Annotated in this window: 17 protein-coding genes; 5 read left to right on the top strand and 12 right to left on the bottom strand. The window is 41.0% G+C overall.

Going from position 1 to position 18,976, the window contains the following annotated elements; all coding sequences use genetic code 11:
• Positions 1-60: 60 nt before the first annotated feature.
• The 9 genes from rpoB to COCH_RS12310 all read right to left on the bottom strand — a co-directional run bounded on the left by rpoB (position 61) and on the right by COCH_RS12310 (position 9,152).
• Positions 61-3,870, bottom strand: coding sequence for a DNA-directed RNA polymerase subunit beta (rpoB, locus tag COCH_RS02150; RefSeq protein WP_015781738.1), 3,810 nt, complete (start codon positions 3,868-3,870; stop codon positions 61-63).
• A gap of 221 nt (positions 3,871-4,091) precedes the next feature.
• On the bottom strand, positions 4,092-4,475 hold the full coding sequence (gene rplL, locus COCH_RS02145) for a 50S ribosomal protein L7/L12 (RefSeq protein ID WP_002673673.1): 384 nt from the start codon (positions 4,473-4,475) through the stop codon (positions 4,092-4,094).
• 51 nt (positions 4,476-4,526) lie between these two features.
• Complete coding sequence (gene rplJ, locus COCH_RS02140) at positions 4,527-5,042, bottom strand: 50S ribosomal protein L10 (RefSeq protein WP_015781737.1); 516 nt, start codon at positions 5,040-5,042, stop codon at positions 4,527-4,529.
• A 22-nt stretch (positions 5,043-5,064) separates the two neighbouring features.
• Positions 5,065-5,754, bottom strand: coding sequence for a 50S ribosomal protein L1 (gene rplA / locus COCH_RS02135; RefSeq protein WP_009418480.1), 690 nt, complete (start codon positions 5,752-5,754; stop codon positions 5,065-5,067).
• Between the two features lie 12 nt (positions 5,755-5,766).
• Positions 5,767-6,204: a 50S ribosomal protein L11 gene (rplK, locus tag COCH_RS02130; RefSeq protein ID WP_002673669.1), complete on the bottom strand. Its 438-nt coding sequence runs from the start codon at positions 6,202-6,204 to the stop codon at positions 5,767-5,769.
• Between the two features lie 48 nt (positions 6,205-6,252).
• Positions 6,253-6,804: a transcription termination/antitermination protein NusG gene (nusG, locus tag COCH_RS02125; protein WP_002673668.1), complete on the bottom strand. Its 552-nt coding sequence runs from the start codon at positions 6,802-6,804 to the stop codon at positions 6,253-6,255.
• Between the two features lie 11 nt (positions 6,805-6,815).
• Positions 6,816-7,001: a preprotein translocase subunit SecE gene (gene secE, locus COCH_RS02120; protein WP_002673667.1), complete on the bottom strand. Its 186-nt coding sequence runs from the start codon at positions 6,999-7,001 to the stop codon at positions 6,816-6,818.
• A gap of 336 nt (positions 7,002-7,337) precedes the next feature.
• Positions 7,338-8,720, bottom strand: a complete 1,383-nt coding sequence (locus COCH_RS02115; protein WP_015781736.1) for a leucine-rich repeat domain-containing protein — start codon at positions 8,718-8,720, stop codon at positions 7,338-7,340.
• 315 nt (positions 8,721-9,035) lie between these two features.
• On the bottom strand, positions 9,036-9,152 hold the full coding sequence (locus COCH_RS12310) for a phosphinothricin acetyltransferase (protein WP_223375694.1): 117 nt from the start codon (positions 9,150-9,152) through the stop codon (positions 9,036-9,038).
• A gap of 829 nt (positions 9,153-9,981) precedes the next feature.
• Here COCH_RS12310 and COCH_RS02110 point away from each other — a divergent pair.
• The 5 genes from COCH_RS02110 (at position 9,982) to yihA (ending at position 15,010) form a co-directional block, all read left to right on the top strand.
• Positions 9,982-12,099, top strand: a complete 2,118-nt coding sequence (locus COCH_RS02110) for a peptidylprolyl isomerase (protein WP_015781735.1) — start codon at positions 9,982-9,984, stop codon at positions 12,097-12,099.
• A 156-nt stretch (positions 12,100-12,255) separates the two neighbouring features.
• Positions 12,256-12,897 (top strand): pyridoxamine 5'-phosphate oxidase, encoded by a 642-nt coding sequence (gene pdxH / locus COCH_RS02105; RefSeq protein ID WP_015781734.1) that lies wholly within the window; start codon positions 12,256-12,258, stop codon positions 12,895-12,897.
• A gap of 176 nt (positions 12,898-13,073) precedes the next feature.
• Positions 13,074-13,430, top strand: a complete 357-nt coding sequence (locus COCH_RS02100; protein WP_015781733.1) for a hypothetical protein — start codon at positions 13,074-13,076, stop codon at positions 13,428-13,430.
• A 214-nt stretch (positions 13,431-13,644) separates the two neighbouring features.
• Positions 13,645-14,406 carry an alpha/beta fold hydrolase gene (locus COCH_RS02095; protein WP_015781732.1) on the top strand — a complete coding sequence of 254 codons (762 nt, stop codon included), beginning with the start codon at positions 13,645-13,647 and terminating at the stop codon, positions 14,404-14,406.
• A gap of 1 nt (position 14,407) precedes the next feature.
• Entirely contained in the window at positions 14,408-15,010 is a 603-nt protein-coding gene (gene yihA / locus COCH_RS02090; protein WP_015781731.1) for a ribosome biogenesis GTP-binding protein YihA/YsxC, read from the top strand.
• A 17-nt stretch (positions 15,011-15,027) separates the two neighbouring features.
• Here the strand turns inward: yihA and metF are convergent, their stop codons facing one another.
• The 3 genes from metF to thrA are packed head-to-tail and all read right to left on the bottom strand — an operon-like array spanning position 15,028 to position 18,975.
• Complete coding sequence (metF, locus tag COCH_RS02085; protein WP_015781730.1) at positions 15,028-15,981, bottom strand: methylenetetrahydrofolate reductase [NAD(P)H]; 954 nt, start codon at positions 15,979-15,981, stop codon at positions 15,028-15,030.
• Positions 15,959-16,549, bottom strand: a complete 591-nt coding sequence (locus tag COCH_RS02080) for a GrpB family protein (RefSeq protein ID WP_015781729.1) — start codon at positions 16,547-16,549, stop codon at positions 15,959-15,961. The genes metF and COCH_RS02080 overlap by 23 nt, the downstream gene beginning before the upstream one ends.
• An 11-nt stretch (positions 16,550-16,560) precedes the next feature.
• Positions 16,561-18,975 carry a bifunctional aspartate kinase/homoserine dehydrogenase I gene (gene thrA / locus COCH_RS02075; protein WP_015781728.1) on the bottom strand — a complete coding sequence of 805 codons (2,415 nt, stop codon included), beginning with the start codon at positions 18,973-18,975 and terminating at the stop codon, positions 16,561-16,563.
• Position 18,976 lies beyond the last annotated feature (1 nt).

Raw genomic sequence — 18,976 nt, 5'->3', positions numbered from 1 at the left:
AATAGTTTGGAATTTTATTATAACTTCAACAATTAATTATTAACCATTAATAATTAATCATTATTCTTCAAGTCTGATATCCAATCCAAGACCTTTGAGCTCGTGCATCAATACGTTGAAAGATTCTGGCAATCCTGGTTCTGGCATTGTCTCACCTTTTACAATCGCTTCGTAAGTTTTGGCACGACCTACTACGTCGTCAGATTTTACAGTTAAGATTTCGCGTAAGGTACTAGATGCTCCATAAGCCTCCAATGCCCATACCTCCATCTCTCCAAAACGCTGTCCACCAAATTGGGCTTTACCTCCCAATGGCTGTTGGGTGATAAGTGAGTACGGACCGATAGAACGAGCGTGCATCTTATCGTCAATCATATGTCCGAGTTTGATCATATAAATCACCCCTACAGTGGCTTTTTGGTCAAAACGTTCACCGGTACCACCATCGTATAGATAAGTATGACCGAAACGCGGTACGCCTGCTTCATCGGTAAGCTCATTAATTTGCTCAAGCGATGCTCCATCGAAGATAGGAGTTGCAAACTTCTTGCCGAGCTTTTGTCCTGCCCAACCCAATACAGTTTCGTATATCTGACCGATGTTCATACGTGAAGGTACCCCAAGAGGGTTCAACACGATGTCTACCGGAGTTCCGTCTTCAAGGAATGGCATATCCTCATCGCGAACGATACGTGCTACGATACCCTTGTTACCGTGTCGACCTGCCATCTTATCCCCTACTTTTAGCTTACGTTTCTTAGCCACGTAAATTTTAGCTAATTTTAGAATACCTGCAGGTAATTCGTCACCCACAGCAATGGTAAATTTATCGCGACGTAATCCTCCTTGTAGGTCATTTTCACGAATGCGATAGTTGTGCAAAAGGTCATCTATAAGACCGTTGATGTGCTTATCGTCAGTCCAACCTGCAGAAGTAAGGTGAGCATAATCCTCAATACCTTCAAGCACTTTCTTAGTATATTTCTTACCTTTAGGCACAATTTCTTCACCGAGGTCGTTTACTACTCCTTCCGAAGTCTTTTCAGCCACCAAACTATATAGTTTTTCCAATAATTTAGAGCGAAGAGTTTCAAACTTAGCGTTGTAATTAGCTTCTAATTGTGCTACATCTTCTTTATCTTTACTGCGTTTGCGTTTGTCTTTTACTGCACGTGAAAACAATTTCTTGTCGATAACCACCCCGTAAAGTGAAGGTGAAGCTTTTAGAGAAGCGTCTTTCACATCACCTGCTTTATCACCAAAGATAGCACGGAGGAGTTTCTCTTCAGGGGTAGGGTCTGATTCTCCTTTAGGAGTAATCTTACCGATAAGAATATCACCTGGGCGTACTTCTGCTCCAATGCGAATCATACCGTATTCGTCCAAATCTTTGGTCGCATCTTCCGATACGTTCGGGATATCATTAGTAAGCTCTTCAGCTCCCAATTTAGTATCACGTACTTCCAAAGCGTATTCATCAATGTGGATAGAAGTGAATAAATCCTCGCGTACAGCGCGTTCCGAAATCACAATCGCGTCCTCAAAGTTATAACCTTTCCAAGGCATAAACGCTACCTTCATATTACGACCGAGTGCTAACTCTCCGTTTTCAGTAGCATAACCTTCACACAACACCTGACCTTTTTTCACTCTCTCACCTTTTTCAACTATCGGTTTTAAGTTGATACAAGTGCCTTGGTTTGTTTTTTGGAATTTGATAAGGTTATATACTGTTTCATCAGCATCAAAGCTTACCAATTTTTGTTCATCAGTACGGTCATAAGTGATAATGATTTTATCAGCATCTACATAATCAACAGTACCATCACCCTCTGCGTTCATAAGCACACGGGCATCTGAAGCTACACGGCGTTCCAAACCTGTTCCTACGATAGGCGCTTCAGGTCTTAACAAAGGTACTGCCTGACGCATCATATTCGAGCCCATTAACGCACGGTTCGCGTCGTCGTGTTCCAAGAACGGAATAAGGGAAGCCGAAATAGAAGCGATTTGGTTAGGAGCAACGTCTATATATTGTACTTCGTTAGGTTCAATTACAGGGAAGTCACCATCTTCTTTTACAACCACTTTTTCTTCAGTGATATTAGCTTTATCGTCTAATGCGATATTAGCCATACCAATTTTGAGTCCTTCTTCGTCTTCGGCAGTGAGGTAGGTCATATCTTTAAGATCTACCTTCCCATTAGTAACTTTGTGATAAGGGGTTTCTATAAAGCCCATACCGTTTACCTTCGAGAATACCGCCAACGAAGATATCAAACCGATATTCGGCCCTTCTGGGGTTTCAATAGGGCACAAACGTCCGTAGTGAGTATAGTGTACGTCTCGCACCTCAAAGCCCGCACGCTCACGCGACAAACCTCCAGGCCCTAAGGCGGACAAACGGCGTTTGTGAGTAATCTCAGCCAAAGGATTCGTTTGATCCATAAACTGAGATAATTGGTTTGTACCAAAGAACGAGTTAATTACAGAAGAAAGGGTCTTCGCATTGATCAAATCGATAGGAGTAAATACCTCGTTGTCACGTACGTTCATACGTTCACGGATAGTGCGCGACATACGAGAAAGACCTACGCCAAACTGAGCTGCCAATTGCTCTCCTACTGTGCGCACACGGCGGTTAGACAAGTGGTCGATATCATCTACCTCTGCTTTAGAGTTGATGAGCTCAATCAAATATTTTACAATGGTAATGATATCCTCTTTGGTAAGCACTTGCTTTTCCATAGGGGTATCCAATCCCAATTTTTTGTTGATACGGTAACGCCCTACGTCTCCCAAATTGTAACGTTGGTCTGAGAAGAACAACTTGTCGATAATACCGCGAGCAGTTTCCTCATCGGGCGGTTCAGCATTACGCAACTGTCGGTAAATGTGTTCCACTGCTTCCTTCTCAGAGTTGGTAGGGTCTTTTTGTAAAGTATTGTGGATAATGGTATAGTCGGTAGCCTGACTATCTTCTTTGTGAAGAAGAATGGTCTTTACATCAGCTTCTAAGATTTCTTGAATGTTATCTTCGTCGAGTACAGTATCGCGGTCGAGGATAATCTCATTACGCTCGATAGATACTACCTCTCCGGTATCTTCGTCTACGAAGTCTTCGTGCCAAGTGTTGAGCACACGGGCAGCCAAACGACGACCGATGTATTTTTTAAGTCCTGTTTTAGAAACCTTTATTTCTTCTGCAAGGTCGAATATTTCCAATATATCTTTATCACGTTCAAACCCAATCGCACGGAAGAGTGTTGTAACAGGGAGTTTTTTCTTACGGTCGATATAGGCATACATCACGTTGTTGATATCGGTAGCAAACTCAATCCACGAACCTTTGAAAGGAATAATACGTGCAGAGTAGAGTTTAGTACCATTAGCGTGAAACGACTGACCGAAGAATACCCCTGGTGAACGGTGTAACTGCGATACTACTACACGCTCAGCTCCGTTGATAACGAATGTTCCGCTTGCTGTCATATAAGGGATTGTGCCCAAATAAACGTCTTGTACGATAGTTTCAAAATCTTCGTGCTCGGGGTCAGTACAATAAAGCTTTAATCGGGCTTTCAGAGGCACACTATAAGTAAGACCGCGTTCTATACATTCTTGGATAGTGTAGCGAGGAGGGTCTACGAAATAGTCGAGAAACTCCAATACGAATTGGTTGCGAGTGTCCGATATAGGAAAGTTCTCTTTAAAGGTATGATACAATCCCTCGTGCACTCGGTCTTCCGATTTGGTCTCCATCTGAAAGAACTCTTGAAACGATTTGATTTGAATATCCAAGAAGTCAGGGTATTCAGGAACGTGTTTCACGGAAGCAAAATTCACTCTTGCGGTTTGATTCGTAAGCATTTTCTTTACTTTAATATTATTGTTTAATCGTTAGTAGTAAGTCGTTAGTCGTGAGTTTGTCATAGTTAAGACTTTCTCAAAGTCCTAAACTTTTTTAAAGTTCATATGGCACAAATCTCTTGCCATAATATCGTTGTTGTATTGTTGCCTTAAATTACAAAATGGTTTAGGTCTAATTCCTACTGAAAAAGACCTAAACCTTATAGGGTTTATAAGTAAAATTATTTCAATTCTACTTCTGCACCAGCTTCTTCTAAAGATTTTTTAAGCCCTTCAGCTTCTTCTTTAGAAACACCTTCTTTTACTTTTGAAGGAGCGCCGTCTACTACTTCTTTAGCTTCTTTTAGTCCAAGACCAGTTAAGTCTTTTACTAATTTAACAACCGCTAATTTGTTAGCTCCTGCTGATTTCAAGAATACATCAAATTCTGTTTTTTCAGCACCGGCTTCTGCTGCACCTCCAGCTACTGCACCTCCAGCTGCTACTGCTACTGCTGCGGCTGCTGGCTCAATGCCGTACTCATCTTTCAAGATTTGTGCAAGCTCGTTTACTTCTTTAACGGTTAAGTTTACTAATTGTTCTGCGAATTTTTTTAAATCTGCCATTTTTCTATCGTTTTTGTTTAATTGTTTAAAAATAATTTTGTGCGTTTAGTTTTATTTTTCAGATAAGGTCTTGATGATACCAGCCAATTTACCTCCTCCTGATTTAAGAGCTGAAACAACGTTCTTGGCAGGTGATTGGAGCAAGCCAATGATTTCACCAATAACTTCGTTCTTAGATTTGAGAGCTGATAAGGCGTCTAATTGATTGTCGCCGATAAATACAGCTGTATCTACATATGCCCCTTTCAAGATAGGTTTCTCTGATTTCTTGCGGAACTCTTTAATGAGCTTAGCAGGAGCATTCCCTACTTCAGCATACATCAATGAGGTATTTCCTTTAAGAATAGTTGGCAATTCACCAAACTCTTTTTCTGAAACTTCCATTGCTTTGGCAAGCAAAGTGTTCTTTACAACTGCCAATTTGATATTTGCTTTGAAACAAGCACGACGCAATGCGCTTGTGTCTTGAGCATTCAAACCAGTTAAATCTGTTACATAAATAACATTACTTTCAGCTAACTGTGCAGTTAAATTATCTATTACTAATGATTTTTCTTCTCTTGTCATAATTTCGGTTTTTAACTACAAATTAAACTGTTTTAGTATCTACTGCAATACTTGGGCTCATAGTAGATGAAAGATAAATCGATTTCATATACGTACCCTTAGCAGCGGTAGGTTTCATCTTTATTAATGTTTGAATTAACTCATTGGCGTTGTCTACAATCTTATCGGCAGTGAAGGATATTTTACCGATAGAGGCGTGAACGATACCTGTTTTGTCTACGCGGAAGTCGATTTTACCAGACTTTACTTCTTGTACAGCTTTCCCGATTTCCATAGTAACAGTACCAGTTTTAGGGTTTGGCATCAAGCCTCGAGGACCCAATACTCGTCCTAAAGGACCTAACTTACCCATTACTGCTGGCATAGTAACGATTACGTCTACATCTGTCCAGCCATCTTTTATCTTTTGTAGATATTCATCAAGCCCTACATAATCAGCTCCAGCAGCTTTAGCTTCTGCTTCTTTCTCTGGAGTTACTAAGGCAAGCACTCGCACGTCTTTACCTGTTCCGTGAGGAAGCGTAACTACGCCTCGCACCATTTGGTTTGCTTTACGTGGGTCTACCCCTAAACGCACTGCAATGTCCACAGAAGCATCAAATTTAGTGTAAGTGATTTCTTTGAGTAATGCTGAAGCCTCTTTTAATGAATAGAGTTTGTTTCTATCAACTTTTGCAAGAGCTTCTTTGTGTTTCTTTGTTAATTTTGCCATATTGCTTTGCGATTAAAAAGGTTTTTCTCCAGTTACTGTAATACCCATTGAACGTGCCGTACCAGCAACCATACTCATTGCAGATTCAATTGTAAATGCACTCAAATCCGGCATTTTGTCTTCTGCAATTGCTCTCACTTGTTCCCAAGTGATACTTGCTACTTTCTTACGGTTTGGCTCTCCGGAACCTCCTTTAACCTTAGCGGCTTCCAATAGCTGAACAGCAGCAGGCGCAGTCTTGATAACAAAGTCGAATGACTTGTCTTTGTAAACGGTGATAACCACAGGAAGTACTTTCCCTTGTTTGTCCTGCGTACGTGCGTTGAACTGCTTGCAGAACTCCATAATATTAACACCGGCAGCACCTAATGCGGGTCCAATTGGTGGCGAAGGATTCGCTTGACCTCCCCGAGCTTGTAGTTTAACTACTTTACTAACTTCTTTTGCCATTGTTTATAATTAATAATTTATTTAAATGCCTCTTTTACGAGGGCTTTGTTACAATTTCTCTACTTGAGTGTAGCTTAACTCTAATGGCGTTTTGCGTCCAAAGATTTTTACCATCACCTCAAGTTTGCGCTTCTCTTCATTCACGCGCTCTATGGTAGCATTAAAGCCATTGAAAGGCCCATCTATAAGTTTCACCATTTCACCTACTTCAAACGGAATCGCTACCGTCTCTACCGTCTCAGCCAATTCATCTACCTGACCGAGCATACGGCTTACATCAGCTTTGCGCAAGGGTAGCGGGTCGCCTCCTTTGGTTTCACTCAAAAAACCTACTACTCCTGGGATAGACTTAATGATATGCACTACCTCACCTGCTAAGTGAACTTTTACCATTACATAACCGGGCATATGAACCCTATCCTTAGTGGTCTTCTTGCCATTGCGCACCTGAACCACCTTTTCAGTAGGCACTAATACTTCTTCCACATAGTCCGCATACCCCAATCGTGAGGTCTCGTTCTCTATGTAGTTCTTTATTTTGTTCTCCTGACCGGTAACGGTTTTAATTACATACCATTTTTTTTCTATTAATCCAGACATCCTCGCTGTTTTTATTTCATAAATTCAAAATACTTACCTATAAGGTATTCAAATGAAGAATCCATCCCCCAAATTACTAATGAAAATAAGATGGAAAACACCACTACTACCACCATTTCTCTCTGTGCGTCCGAAATAGTAGGCCACGTAACGTGGTTTGTTAGCTCTTCATAAGACTCTTTAATGTATTGAATCATAACTTATTAGTGTTATAAGTGAGTAATATTACGCCTATTTATGTGCGCTTTTGGGTGGCAAAAGTACGGCGAATTTTTCAATCCGCCAAACTTTTTACATTATTTTTTTAATATTTATTCTTCCCTACCTCATTCTTTTACCTCTCACCTTATTATCTCCTATCTTTTACCATTCCCGTCCACCTCATTATCTTTTACTCACATACCCAGCTGTGAGCCCTCGCTGGCTTCACCTTTCTCGTCCACGTCATTATTTTTTACTCACATACCCAGCTGTGAGCCCTCGCTGGCTTCACCTTTTATCTTTTATCTTTTACCTTTTACCTTTCCCTCCCACTATTCCAAAGCACAATCTTTCCACCCTACCGCTTCTCTGTATAAACTTAGTGACCTATGTGGCACTACCACTTTACCGCGGTAGCCTATTTTATTTATAATAGGAGGTGTTGTAGCTTTACTGTGTAATTCCATAAGTCCACTATTCTCAAAGGCTCCTAAACCTATCTTTTCTATGCTACTCGGCAAATTCAGCTCTTTTAAATTTGCGCAACCGTAAAACGCCTGCACCCCTATTGAAGTCGTAAACTTCGATAGTTTTACCTCTGCGAGGTTTGTGCAGTTGTAAAATACCTTCGAAGCAATTACGGTTACCGCTTTGGGTAATTCTATCGTTTGTATATTCTGGCATTCACCAAAAGCAAGACCTCCTATATATTTTACCTCATTAGGCAAATCAATGTATTGCAAACTCTTACAGCCGTAGAAAGCCGCGTAATAAATATTGGTAAGAGCCAAAGGCATCTGCGCCCGCACTAGCGAACTACAATTCTTAAAAGCCTGTATATTGATTTTCTCTACCGTATCCGGAATCACAACAGCAGTAAGACTCGTACAGTCCAAAAAAGTATCGTTTAGGATATGGCGTAACCCGTAAGGCAGTTTCACCTTCATCAAACTGCTACAACTGTTGAAAGCACTTGCCCCTAAAAACACTACGCTATCAGGGATATCAATGCTTATCAATCGTCTGCAATACTCAAAAGCATCGTCACCTATACTCTCCAATTGCTTAGGAAATGTTACCGAAGAGAGGTTTTCGCAGTACGCAAAAGCACTACTTCTTATATTTTTCACGCTTTCAGGGAGCACCGCCTTCTGTAACTGCTTGCATTGGTAGAAGAGTTGTGAAGAAATCACCGATAGTTTTTCGCCCAAAAAATTCACTTGTTGCAAGCCCGAACAATCCATAAAAGCCCTATTGCCCAACTCACTCACATTTTCCGGAATCTCTATATTTTTCAGTGAAGAACATCCTCTAAACGCTTCTTCCCCTATATTAGTAACCGAATTAGGCAGATATATTATCAACAGTTTAGTACAATTCGCAAAAGCACGAGCTCCTATATAGGATACTGAATTAGGCAATATTTCCACTTTCGTAAGGTTAGTACAGCCCGAGAAAGCCCCCTCTTCAATAGTAGTTACCGTTCCCGCAATGCTGATAGATTTCAGTGGAAGACAATCTTTAAAGGCTTCTTTGGCAATTCTGTTTACAGTGCGAGGCAGTTCGATGCTTCCATCGCGGGGCAACTTACTGTTGTCGCATTTCAGCAGTACCCCATCACTGATGATAAGCGCCTCCAATCCCTTTTGTGCAAAGATAAACTGACTTAAAAAGAGAAACCCCCAAAAGAAGTATTTGTAGATAGCGGTAGTCATTATTCTGATGTTTTTCGGGGGCAAAAGTACATATTTTTAGCAGAACTCACAAACACATCTCCTAATTCAGTAATTTTTAAATATGCTAATTAAATTACCAGTCACGTTATGCTCTCACATTACCTTCGTCAATCGTCCCTCGTCATTTCTTCCCTTTTCCGTCACTACCTTTTCCCTCTCTGAGGTAGCCAGCGACAGCTGGGTATGTGTAAAGGGGGAGGTTTGTCACCTTTTCCAGCTTGTCCCCCTTCGGGGGTTCGGGGGCTTACCGAATAAATGACTCGCCACATTCCCCCTCTCCGAGATAGCCAGCGACTACTGGATATGTGTACCGCGAGAACGGAGTATGTGATAGGAGGAAGGTTTATCACCTTTTCCAGCTTGTCCCCCTTCGGGGGTTCGGGGGCTTACCGAATAAATGACTCGCCGCATTCCCCCCTTTGGAGGTAGCCAGCGACTGCTGGATATGTGTATAGGAGGATATTTTTACCACATTACCTTCGATTTTCCGTCACACTCCCCCTAGTGCCTATGCCCTAAGGCCTATTGCCTCTTCCTCTTTCTTTCGCCTCGAAACCCTATTTTTACCGTTTTTTGTGTCGCTGTATTATATTATGATTCAATCACTTATACACCCTTCCTATACCAATCGTCCAAGATTCGTATAAGCTTCCTATAAGCTCTCTATAAGCTAACCCCACCCTCCTTACACCCTTTTTTCACCAAAATTCCTCCCGACCTACTTCCGAACTTTTTCGTTCCCTTCCGATAGCTCAGATATCTCACTTTTAGGGGTATACACTTTGCCAAAGTTTCAAACTTTGGCAAAGTTAAAAGCCTGTCTTGCTACGACTGCCTGTGCGGCTCGCACCTTTGGCAAAGTTAATCTCCTTTGGTTCAATCTTGTAACTCGCACCTCATTTTCTAATTCCCAAATTTTCTAATTTATCAATTAACCATTAACCACTAACCATTAACCATTTAATCAACAGCCTTTTACCTTTTACCTTTTACCTTTTACTTAAATAATTTTCAGAATTATTTTTGCATTTCCACAAAAAGCATTACTTTTGCCGTTTGATTAATAACACCAAACAATTTTATATATGAATCAAGGGTTAAAAAATGGCATATTGTTTTATTGAGAGTTGTACTTTGTAGCTTGTCCCCCTTCGGGGGAACGGGGGCTTTTAATGAAACATTTAAACATTCCTTAATCCAACCTGATTCACATTATACTTTTATAAACGATTTATAAACAATGGCAGTACTCGAAAAGATTAGAAGTAAAACCGTATTCCTTATTGCGATTATTGGGCTCGCCCTCTTCGCTTTCATCATCTCCGACTTTATAGGTAAAGGGCGCTTTAGCAACCATAACCCTAACGAAATAGGTAGCGTAAATGGCGAAGATGTACCTATCGATGCATTCCGTCAGCAAGTCGAAAATGCTACCCGTCAAGCTAACGGACAAGTATCTAGCATCGAAGCCGCTAAATACGTCTGGGAACAAAACGTCCAACAAATCCTACTCAACCAACAAATCGAAAAATTAGGTCTCAGTGTAGAAAAAGACCAGATTTTGGCAATTCTTGCTAAAACACCGCTCGCTCAAAACCCTCAGTTTGTAAATGAGTACGGAGTGTTCGACGCAAATAAATTCACCAACTATTTGGCAACCCTCAAAAACACCAATCCACAAGCCTATGCTCAGTGGAAAATGCAAGAAGATGCTATTATCGAAGATGCTAAACAGCGAATGTATTTCAGCCTTATCCGCGCAGGTCTCGGCGTTACCAATACCGAAGCCGAAATGGAATACCATCAAGAAAAAGACCTCGCCGATATCAGCTATGTAGCGTTGCAATACAGCTCTATCGATGATAAAAGCGTAAACGTAACCGATAGCGAGATACAAGATTATATCAAGAAACACGAAAAACAATTTAAGCAAGAGGCTTATCGCAATATCCAATATATAGTAGTGAGCGAAAAACCATCGCAAACCGATATTGAAACCGAAAAAGAAAGCCTACTCAAGCTCTTACAACCCGAAGTAGTGTTTAACAGCAAAACCAATAAAAACGATACTATTGCAGGCTTTGCTAAAACAAAAAATATCAAAGATTTCGTAGACCGTCATTCCGATGTGCCTTACGATAGCACTTTTGTAAATAAAGACAATCTTCGTTCTTCTTACGCCGATACTCTTTTCAACCTTCCGGTAGGTAAAGTGTTCGGTCCTTATGAAGAAGATGGAAGCCTCAAACTCAGCCGTATGATTGCCAAACAACCAGGCGGAGCTGTAAAAGCAAGCCATATTCTTATAGCCTACACCGGCAGTCAGGCAGCTACGCCTAATACTACCCGTACTAAGGAAGAAGCTAAGGCAAAAGCCGAAGAGCTTTTAGCTCAAGCCAAAGCAGCAGGTGCTGATTTTGCGCAACTCGCTCGTGAAAATTCCGAAGAACCAGGAGCTGTTTACAGTGCAGGCGACCTCGGGTTCTTCTCCAAAGGCGCTATGGTAAAACCTCTTGAAGAATTTGCTTTCAACAATGCTGTAGGTACTATTGGTATAGTAGAAACCGCTTTTGGTTTCCACGTAGTAAAAGTAACTGATAAAGCCGAAGCAGTGAACATCGCTACTATCAGCCGTAAAGTAGACCCTTCCGAAGCGACTATCAACTCTCTTTTCTCTAAGGTAACCAACTTCGAAATGAAGGCAGCTCAAAACCCCAAAGAGTTTGCTAATATCGCTAAGAAAAGTGAACTTTCAGTGCTCCGTGCCGATAACCTACATAAGAACGACGACCAGATCATAGGCTTGGGCTCTAACCGCTCTATCGTACAATGGTTGTTCCAAAAGGATACTAAAATAGGCGATATCAAGAAATTCACTAGTGGTGGTAACTATATTGTAGCCCAATTGGTAAAACAAGGCGAAGAAGGTATTAGCTCAGTACAAGATGCTGCTCCTATGGTAAAACCAATTCTCATTCGCGAGAAAAAAGCCGCTATCTTAAAAGAGAAAGCCAAAGGCAATAGCCTCGAAGCTATCGCTTCAGCTAACAAAACCGAAGTGAAAAGCGCTGCCAACCTTATAATGAAAAATCCAACTATCATAGGCGAAGGACGCGAACCTAAAGTAGTAGGTGCTGCCTTCGGACTCAAACAAGGTCAGCTTTCTAAACCTATCGACGGCGAAAATGCGGTATACGTAATCCAACTTACCTCAGCTACCGTAGCTCCTGCATTGGATAACTACAAAACCTATGCTGAAACTGTTGAGAAACTCCGCACCGACCGTGCTGCTCAAGGTATTCTCAAATCATTGGAAAGCACTGCCACCATTAAAGAAAACCTAAGCCTTTTCTATTAGTAAATAGAAATTAGGAAAATAGAAAAAAGGAGTTAAAGAACATACATCTTTAACTCCTTTTTTCTTACATTTAGTAATTTTCAAATTTGCTAATTTGTTAATTATTTTTTATCTTTGCATCACCAACCTTTTACCTTTTATCTTTTACCTAAACAAATGGATTTAAGCAACTACCGAAAAACCTACGACAAGCGTGCTCTTTTAGAAAGCGATGCCCCTGAGAATCCTATGCAGCTCTTTCAAACTTGGTTCTATGAAGCCGATGAGAGCAACAGTGTAGACGAAGCCAATGCGATGTCAGTAAGTACCATAGGACTCGATGGTTACCCAAAGACCCGCGTAGTACTCCTTAAACAGTACACTTACGAAGGCTTTATTTTCTACACCAATTACAACAGCGAAAAAGGGAAAGCCATTCTCGCCAATCCTCACTTGTGTTTATCTTTCTTCTGGCCATCTCTCGAAAGGCAAATCATCATCAAAGGTATTGCTGAAAAAGTCCCTGCCAATACCTCCGACGGTTATTTTGAGTCACGCCCTTTGGGCAGTCAGTTAGGGGCAATAGTATCACCACAAAGCGAAGTAATCCCTTCAAGAGAATACCTCGAAGAGCACCTGCACGCATTAGAAAAACAATACGAAGGCAAAGAAGTACCTCGTCCTGAGCATTGGGGAGGTTTCTTAGTCCGACCACAAAGCCTTGAATTTTGGCAAGGACGCCCTAATCGTCTACACGACCGCCTGCGTTACACCCTTACCGAAGACTACGATTGGAAATTAGAGCGATTAGCACCGTGAAAGAGTCGCACACTTTCCCAAAGGTTTAAATTTTGGCAAAGTTAAATTGTCGATTATTTATGAATGTTTTCTCCGCTGGCGTGAGCTTGTAGCTCGCGCCATATACAACATAAAATTAGCAACTATTAACGTCTCCTTTCCAAAAGTTAAAGACTAAAAACTAACACCTAAATCCTATGATAGAGAAAGATTACCTCAAACGACAAATAGACCTTTTCTTTGAAGAGCTCACCGCACTATTGAGCAAAAAGCCCGCAAAAGAAGAGCAACTCAAATATTTGGACTACTTAGCCGAAAAATATACTCCACACACACTTACTTATTTCATCAATACTCCTACTGAAACAATACTTTTAGCCTATAAAAATAGTGAAGATACCTTAGAAATCATCTCAGAACTATTGTTTTTTTTCGATGATAAAACTACCCTCCAGAAAACCGCTGATATTATAAAATACCTCAATTGTAGTAGCAAAGAATATTCTTTCAGAAGAAATACTCATTTACAAGAACTCATACATAAGTTACAATAACCTTTGGTTAATTTACTAATTTGTAACTATTTCTTATTTTTCACATTGGGAAAAACATTGTTGTACGATGTGATATTTTATTGTATTTGCTTAATAAATAACTATTTGCGTTAATAATAAGAAAAGAGAATAAAAAATATTTTCACTTTCCTGCACGTAAATAGAAATAAAAATATTACCTTTGTAGCTCAAAAAAACTTTTTGATAAAAACCGATGACAGTAGAAGTAAAAAAAGAAGGTAAATTTTCATACATCGAAAAAGGTGAGGGCACTCCTATCATTATCTTACACGGCTTGATGGGTGGGCTTAGTAACTTTGAAGAAGTAGTTTCTTTTTTTTCCAGCAAATATAAAGTGGTAGTCCCCGAACTGCCTCTCTTCTCTATGCCTTTGCTCACAACTTCAGTGAAAACATTGGCTAAATATATACAGAAATTCATCAAACACAAGAAGTTTGAAAAAGTAATCCTACTCGGCAATTCACTTGGTGGACACGTAGGCTTGCTTTATGCTAAAATGCATCCTAAAAACGTACTCGGATTAGTGCTTACAGGTAGTTCTGGGTTGTACGAGAAAGCAATGAGCGAAGGCTATCCACGCCGTGGTGATTACGATTTCATCAAAAAGAAATGCGAAGAAGTGTTCTACGACCCTGCCGTAGCTACTAAAGAAATTGTAGATGAGGTATTTGCTAATATCTCCGATCGTTCTAAACTTATCAAAACTTTGGCACTTGCCAAAAGTGCTATCCGCAATAATATGGCAAAGGATTTGCCTAAAATGGAAACCCCTACTTGCCTTATCTGGGGTAAAAACGACAATGTAACCCCTCCTAAAGTCGCTGAAGAATTCCACGAACTATTGCCTAATTCCGAACTGCATTGGATAGACAAATGTGGTCACGCCCCAATGATGGAGCACCCTCAACAGTTCAACGAGATTTTAAATAAGTGGCTTGAAAAAAATAGGGGGTAAGATGATAAAAAAAGCTGAATTTGTGATGAGTAACTCTCAGGTGAGTAAGTGCCCAAAGGATAACTTACCTGAGTATGCTTTTATAGGGCGTTCTAATGTTGGGAAATCGTCGCTCATCAATATGCTTACCAATCACAAGAATTTGGCTAAAACTTCGGGTCGTCCGGGGAAAACTCAACTCATCAATCACTTTAAAATAGACAATAGTTGGTTTTTAGTAGACCTCCCTGGTTATGGGTATGCAAGAGTGTCCAAAGAAACTAAAAAGGTATTTCAGCAATTTATTACTAAATATTTTGAGGAGCGGCAACAATTGGTATGTGCATTTGTATTAGTAGATGTGCGCCACGAACCTCAGAAGATAGATGTAGAGTTTATGCAATGGTTAGGCGAACACGGCATTCCGTTTGCTATTGTCTTCACCAAAGCCGATAAACTCAAACCTTTAGCTATTGAGCGCAATATAGCTGCTTATCAACAAGTACTCCTCGAAACTTGGGAAGAATTTCCACCCTACTTCATCACTTCAGCCGAAAACAAAACCGGCAAAGAAGAACTTACCCATTACATTGAACAAATCAATAAATCAATTGACAATTGTTAATTATCAATTGTCAATTGTTAGAATACTTCTGATATTACTTTCACTATATTATCCGATTTTCCCATTGAATAATAGTGCAAAACAGGTACCCCAGCGACTTTGAGCTCTTTGCTCTGCTGAATTGCCCACTCTATACCCACTTGTTTTACATCGGCGTTGTTTTTGCAGGCTTCTACTGCTTTGATGAGCTCTTCGGGGAAGTCTATTTTAAAGGCTTGTGAAAGCAGGTTGAGGTGCTTTTTAATAGCAATAGGTTTAATCCCTGGTATGATAGGCACATTGATGCCCGCTTCTTTGGCTTTCTCTACAAACTCAAAATACTTCTGATTGTCGAAAAACATCTGTGTTACTACATAGTCGGCACCAGCATCTACCTTTTCTTTAAGGCGCGCCAAGTCCGAGGTGAGTGAGGGAGCTTCAATGTGTTTTTCAGGATACCCCGCTACTCCTATACAGAAATTAGCCTTATGGTCGGCAGCAATGCCGTTGAGGTAAATCCCCTTGTTCAAATTGCTGATTTGAGTAACGAGTTCGGTAGCGTAGGTATGTCCGCCCTCAGTAGGCTGAAAGTAGCGTTGTTCTTTCATCGCATCACCGCGCAAAGCCATTACGTTGTCAATACCCAAGTAGAGGCAATCTACCAAAAGGTACTCAGTTTCTTCCTTTGAAAAACCACCACAAAGCACGTGAGGTACTGTATCTACCTTGTATTTATGTTGAATAGCCGCACAAATACCCACCGTACCAGGGCGCATACGGGTTACTTTCTTTTCCAATAGCCCATTAGGGTGTTCAATGTAATAATACTCCTCGCGTGAGGTAGTTACATCTATAAACGGAGGATTGAACTCCATTAGAGGGTCTATATTCCGATATAGTTCTTCAATATTATTCCCCTTTTTAGGAGGAACTACTTCAAAGGAAAAGAGCGTCTTCCCTTTTGCTTTCTTAATATGGTCTGTTATTTTCATATCGTCCTTTAAATTCTTCTTTTGCTATCAGTGTATATTGTTTCACAAACTCTGTTTTGTGAGCGGTATAAGCATCTCGGTCGTGCTCAAAAGGTTTCCAAAGCGATAATTTAAGCGTTTCATAGTCTTTGGCTACCGATGGGTGTGCTTGCAGTTCATCGCGAAAATAGAGTTCGTCATTATCGCCTTCATAACGCAAGTGCAGATGAAATACACGTTCTGCAAACCCATTAATAGTATAGCCTTTATTAAAAGAAATCCTATCGTTTGTTTCATTCATACATAGATAACCTGATTGTAATATGAGTTCTTTTAGCTTCTGAAATGAACTGTCCTTTTTCACTTCTAATAACATATCTACAATAGGTTTGGCTTGTATCCCTTCCACAGCAGTACTACCTATATGGCTTAGCCGTACTTCGTTAGAGGGTAATTGTTTTAAAAGGAAACTGCGTTCTTCCTCATACCATTCTTTCCACAATGGGTTGTGCTGTGTAAGATTGATAGGAAACAGTTGCCACAATTCCTGCAACGACATTTTTAACAAAGGATTTTCTTCTTGATTCATAGTGCTAACCCCTAAAACCTACTTTTCTCTGCTAATCTTAAAATGTCGCCAAATACCCCTCGTGCGGTTACCGAAGCGCCTGCTCCTGCACCTTGTATCACGATAGGGTTATCGCCGTAAGATTCGGTGTAAATCTCAAAAATAGAGTCAGCTCCTTTTACTTGACCGAGGGCACTGTTGCGCGGAACCGATACGAGCGATACGTCTAACTGAACCGTTTCGGTAGAAGCTAAGTCGCCGTGAAGGTCACCTACATAACGCAGTACGTGGTCGGGGGCTTGCGCTTCTTTGATTTGCTGATAAGGCGCATTAAACTCGTCTAAACGTTGCAAAAAGTCTTGCACAGAGCCTTCTCTTAAATGTTCGGGGATAAGGTTTTGTATCTTCACATCGGTGAACTCATTACCTAAATCGAGTTCGCGGGCTAAAATGAGCAGTTTGCGACCTACATCATTACCACAAAGGTCTTCACGAGGGTCGGGTTCGGTATAACCACTGTTGATAGCGTGTTGGAGCACCTCGCTAAACGGCTTGTTTTCTGCTGAAAAAGTATTGAACAAATAGCTGAGCGTTCCTGAGAATATCCCCTTGATACGAGTGATATTCTCACCCGAATGGTGCAAGAGACGAATAGTGTCTATCAAGGGTAAGCCTGCCCCTACATTGGTTTCGTAGAGATAAGTTTTTTGGTGTTGTTTGAGAGTTTTACGTAGCTCTTGGTAAAAGTCAAACGAAATAGTATTCGCTATTTTATTAGCTGAAACCAAGTCGTAACCGCTCTTGATAAGTGGGATATAGTTGTCTACAAAGGTTTTGCTGGCGGTTACATCTACGGCGATAAGGTTCTCTAAGTGATGTTTATCGACAAAGGCTTGCAGAGTGTCGAAACTATAAGGCACAGCTTCTTTATCGAAGGCAGAGCGCCAATGACTGCCAATTCCTTTTGCATTGGTGAGCACTTGTTGTGAATTGGCGATAGCAACGATACGCAAACTGATGTTCTTGCGGTGAAGTATATTGTCGTGTGCGGCAATCACTTGGTCGATGAGGGTAGCCCCTACGGTACCTTTACCAAAGATTACCAAGTTGATACGGCGTGAAACCCCAAAGATTTCACCGTGAATTACGTTCAAAGCCTTGTGGAGTTTTTCGGTTTTGAGTACCAAACTCACGTTTTTGCCCGTTACGGCATTGTTGATAAGCAAAGGAACGATTTGGTTGCGTATCAAAGCGTTATAAGGGTGGTGGAAAGTAGCAAGCGGTTGTCCTACGATAGAAATTACAGCTACATCTTCTACGATGCTCACACTGCTCACATCATTGGTGTAGAAGTCGTGTGAGAATTCCTCGTCTATAGCAGCTTTGGCAAGTTTAGCATCTTTTGAAGCTACTACCAAGCCTACCCCGCGCTCCGATGAACCTTGTGAGATGATACTCACACTGATACCTTTTTGTGCGAGTGCTTTAAAAATACGAGCATCTACGCCCACTTTGCCCAAGAGTCCGCGACCTTCCATCACGATAAGGGCATTGTCTTTAATTACCGAAATCGATTTGATGCCCTCTTGCACGCTTTCTTGGTGAATGAGTGTGCCGGCGTCCTCACTGTTGAAAGTGTTTTTAATACGCAACGGAATGCCTTTTTCAATGAGTGGGATAATGGTTTTAGCGTGAAGTATAGAAGCCCCGAAGTTAGCCAACTCATTGGCTTCTTCATAAGAAAGATGACGTATAATTTTGGCTTCGGGTACTAACTCAGGATTGGCAGTGAAGATACCGTCGACGTGAGTATAGTTTTGCAGTTCGGAAGCGTTGAGGTAGTTAGCCAGAAGCGCTGCCGAATAGTTACTGCCATTGCGCCCTAAGGTAGTGGTGTCGCCTTTTTCGGTGGAAGCGATAAAGCCTGTAACCACTACCACACAATTAGGTGAAATGGTTGCAAAGCGGTCGCGAGTGAGTTTTTTGGATATTGAATTGATAATCTGCGCATTGCCTACCACAGCATCAGTTTTGAAGATTTCACGACTATCCACAAAAGTACTTTCCAAGCCTTTTTGCTGAAGTAGTGTTGCCACAAGCTTAGCAGACATCAGTTCGCCTTGTGCCAATACCAAATCTTTGGTCTTAGGGCTGTAGTCTTTCAGTAGCGAAACGCCTTCAAGGAGTTTTTCGAGCAACTGAAATTCGGACTCAAACGACACACTATCGTTATACTGCTGTTCGTCTTTCAGTTGTTGAAAGTCGGCAGTATAATCTTCACCTTTACTCGCTTTTTCGAGCAAAGCCTCTAATTCATCGGTAGTGTTGCCTCGTGCTGAAACTACTACTGATATAGGTTCAGTTTTAGCAAGCCCAGCAATGATACTGAGTACCTTTTCAATGCCGTCATTGGCAAGTGATTTTCCACCAAATTTTAATATCTTCATT

Source organism: Capnocytophaga ochracea DSM 7271, from assembly GCF_000023285.1.
GTDB lineage: Bacteria > Bacteroidota > Bacteroidia > Flavobacteriales > Flavobacteriaceae > Capnocytophaga > Capnocytophaga ochracea.
The sequence above is the reverse complement of the archived record's forward strand: the minus strand, read 5'-3'. Positions and strand labels throughout refer to the sequence as shown.